We start from the raw sequence: 3,676 nt of genomic DNA, 5'->3' as shown, positions 1-3,676 counted from the left end.
TCAAAGGTGCACCACGAGGTGGCGCCGGGCCAGTACGAGTACAACCTGCCCCCGCTCGATCCCATGCGCGCGGCGGACAGCTTCCTCTTCCTCAAGCACATCGCTTCGACTGTGGCTGGCGCCCACGGCTTGAGAGCCACATTCATGCCGAAACCCTTCTGGGGGGTCAACGGGAGCGGAGCCCACGTCCACCTGAGCCTACGAGCGCTCGGCGAGAACGCGAACGGCGGTAACGGCTCAATGGGGGAGATCGGCGTTGGGTGCCTAGCGGGAGTCCTCAAGTACTCGAAGCCGCTCGCCGCTGTCGCGGCTCCCACGGTGAACTCGTACAAGCGGCTCGTCCCCCACCACGAGGCGCCCACGAGGTTGGTATGGGGCTACGCGAACAGGAGCGCGCTGGTCAGAGTGCCGAGGTACGGAAGCTCGATCGCCCGCATCGAGGTGAGGGAGCCCGATCCCTTGATGAACCCCTACCTGACCCTAGCCCTCCTCCTGACATCCGCTTTAAAGGGTTTGGAGGAAGGGGGTGAACCGCCGGAACCTCTAGCAGCCTCAGCCTATGATGTACCGGGAACCGAGGAAACACCCCCAAACCTGCAGGCTGCACTGCAGGAGTTCGAGAGAGCCTCCCACGAGCTAGAAGTGCCAGGCGAGCTTGCGTCAGCCTACCTAGAGGTGAAGAAGAGGGAGTGGAGGGAGTACATCGAGGCTGCCGGCCCTTGGGAGAAAACGTGGAATCTAATCACCGACTGGGAGTACAAAAAGTACCTCTGAAACGGGAAAAGCTTAAGCAGAGAGCCCCACCCACCCCCTAGGTGATGAGTTACCTCGGGCGTGAACCGTGAACGAAGCGGTCCTACACTGACCGTTAGTTTCTAAAAGATCATCTTATAAAATCATAACGCAAATGTTTTGACAGATAAATAAAGTAAATACTAAGGTTAGTACTATGTTATGATGCCTTCATGCAATACTCTTAAATAGTATTCCACGAGAAAACCTTGTGAAAAACGAGAGGTGGGGGACGATTTACACCCCCTACGTGGTAGGCAGGCTAGCAGTAGTGCCGGGAGCTGTTCCCTTCGTATTCCACATTAGGTTTAAACCGGAAGCGTTAACCGCGGTGGGGATTTTAGACAAGCTCGTAGACGTGCTGGCGGGAATGGGCGTACCAATTCTCCTCCTGAAAGTTTCTGCAGCTAGAGCGGGAGAGGCCTTAACGGCTATACTGATAGCAGACTTGAAGGGCAAGGAGAGGATGGCTGAGGATATCGCTCAAAAAATGAAGCGGGTCCCGTACGTCTCCGATGTTCTGTACGCTCCACCGATCGTGGACGGCGTAGCTATCGATCCCTTCTCCTTCCCCCTATTACTGCAAGGTGATAGGGCAATCATTTTCTCGCGGCCGATGTACGAGGGTTTAGTGAAGGAGGGTTGGCAGAGGTTTGGAACGCCGTACGCTATCCTGCTTTACACCGTTGGCTACGGGGCAGGCTTCCGCGGGTACGAGAAGCACAGCAAGATCGTCGATAGGCGCCACGCTTGGAAGCTGTTTGAATCCTACCTCTTGGCCGTGGGCTTCGGGAGGTTCGAAATCGTCAGGCTTGACGACGAGCGGAGGGAGGCGGTTGTAAGGGTTTACGACAGCTTCGAGTGCGAGCTGTTCCAGGGTGCCGGGGAAATCAGGGGGAATTTCATCAGGGGCTTAATCGCGGGCTGGCTCGCGGGGTACTGGGGGGTTACTGGCGAGTTCGAGGTTGTAGCGAGAGAGATAAGGTGCATTGCAAAGGGGGACCCGTACTGCGAGTACGTAGCCCGAGTAGAGAGGAAAGCGGTTTAATCCGATCAAAACCTCGTCTCCAACCAGGGAAGCCTGACTCTATCCAGCTGCGTGTGATCCACCTCCCTCAGTAGCTCTGCAACGTAGTCGGGAAGGAGCTTCAGGTAGCTCCTGTACCGGTAGTCTCCCAGGACGAGCACGGCCTGATCCTTCGGGCTCCTCAAGGCTCTGCCAAGCGCTTGCGCAGCCCTCCGGATCGCGGGGTAGACGTAGGCGTAGAGCCTCCCCTTCTCCTCCCCGTAGAGGCTCTGGTAGTACTCGATATACAGCCGCGTCTTCGTCGTCGGCTTCTCGAAAGGGATTCCGGCGAGGAAGACGCACATCAGCTCCTCCCCCGGGTAGTCCGCCCCTTCCGCGAAGCGGCCGCCCATAGGGGCTACGAGCAGGCCCCTCCCCTCTCCCGCCATCGCCTTGAAGCTCTTTAGAGCCTGCGCCGCCTCGAGGCCGGACATGTCGCGCCGTTCGACAAAGGGCCTGTAGCCCAGCTCCTCAGCGCGCTTGAGGAGGCCTGCGTCGATGAGGCCCTGCTGCACGCGGTAGCTTGCAGCGAAGATCGCGGTGTTCCTGCGTACCCTCGACAGCAGCTTGACTACGGCTTCCACGTACCTCTCAGCCATCTCTCTGCTCAGCTCCTCGCCCCTCGTCGTCAAGTCGGTGACGAGGTAGACGGACGCGTTCGCCTCATCGTAGGGGCTGGGCACGCTGATCGCGTGGTAGCTGCCTACGCCCACCGTCTCGGCGAAAGCCTCGATTGGGCTGAGCGTCCCCGACATGAAGACTACCCTGTGGAACCGGCTCCAAACGCTTCCGAGCACTTCAGCGGATCGCATGTCCCATATGCTCAGCGAAACTCTACCGTTCACCCTCTCAGCGATGAAAGCGATCCCCCTAACCCCCTTCAACCCCAGCGCCGCCTCGAGGAAGGTGGCGAAGTGGTGGAGGCTCGACCTGGGCCTCCTCCCCTGCCTGTACCTCAACTCCCTGACCATCTCCCCGGCTCTCAAAGCCTCCTCCAGCAGCCCATCCCCATAGTCGGGGATGAGCTCCTCAGGGTCGAAGAGCTCCGACTCCTCCTCCCCCAACCCCTTGAACCTGTCAGCCACGTAGTCGATCGCGTGGCGCACGAGCTCAACCGCCTTCCTGCTCCCGACTTCCGCCGCCTCCTCTAACGCCCTCTGCAGCGTCCCCTCGGTTACCGAGTCGCCGCCCAAGTCGAGGTTCTGCAGGTTGTGCGCCTCGTCGACCACGAGCACCGACTCGTCGAAGGGGATGAGCTGCCTCACGCTCCAGCTCAGCTCCTGGCTTACCACGTAGTTGTAGCTGAGCGCCACTAGATCCGCGTGTGCGAGGAGCTTCCTCTGCAGGAAGTAGGGGCAGACCCCCCACTCGCTCGCCCACCGGTAAACCTCGCTGTAGGTGAGCGCGCCGCGCGCAACGAGAGGGTACGGGTCCACATCCCCCAGCCTCCGGTAGAAGCTGCACTTGCTCCTCTCCCTGCTGCAGATGTAGGAGACCTCGCTGTAGTCAAGGTCGCTGCCGAACTTCCTCGCTAGGAGGCACATGTCCCTCTTCCCTCGGAAGCTGACGCCGACCAGCTTGAGCCCCAGCTCCCTGCGGAAAACCGCCAGCTCCTCCACGGGCCTGTCGGTCTCGCTCCCCGTCCTCACCGCCCATACGATCCTCCTCCCCCTCTCCACGTAGGGGAGCAGCGCGTATAGGACGACCGGCGTCTTCCCGAACCCCGTTGGAGCTTCGAGGATCACGTTGGTCCGCTTGAGCGCTCTAGCCATCTCCTCGGCGACCTCGATCTGCCTCGGCCTGGGCTTGTACGGGAAC

Annotated in this window: 3 protein-coding genes; 2 read left to right on the top strand and 1 reads right to left on the bottom strand. The window is 60.2% G+C overall.

Annotated features, from left to right (window positions below; all coding sequences use genetic code 11):
• The coding region (locus tag QXF46_09410) for a glutamine synthetase family protein (GenBank protein ID MEM0227078.1) at positions 1-774 on the top strand (774 nt) is incomplete at its 5' end.
• Positions 775-1,003: 229 nt separating this feature from the next.
• The gene (locus QXF46_09405) at positions 1,004-1,840 is read left to right on the top strand and encodes a hypothetical protein (protein ID MEM0227077.1); all 837 of its coding nucleotides are present in this window, start codon (positions 1,004-1,006) and stop codon (positions 1,838-1,840) included.
• A 5-nt stretch (positions 1,841-1,845) separates the two neighbouring features.
• On the opposite strand, the gene QXF46_09400 is transcribed toward QXF46_09405, so the two are convergent.
• The coding region (locus QXF46_09400; GenBank protein MEM0227076.1) for an ATP-dependent DNA helicase at positions 1,846-3,676 on the bottom strand (1,831 nt) is incomplete at its 5' end.

This window comes from Thermofilaceae archaeon (assembly GCA_038731975.1).
GTDB lineage: Archaea > Thermoproteota > Thermoprotei > Thermofilales > Thermofilaceae > JANXEW01.
The sequence above is the reverse complement of the archived record's forward strand: the minus strand, read 5'-3'. Positions and strand labels throughout refer to the sequence as shown.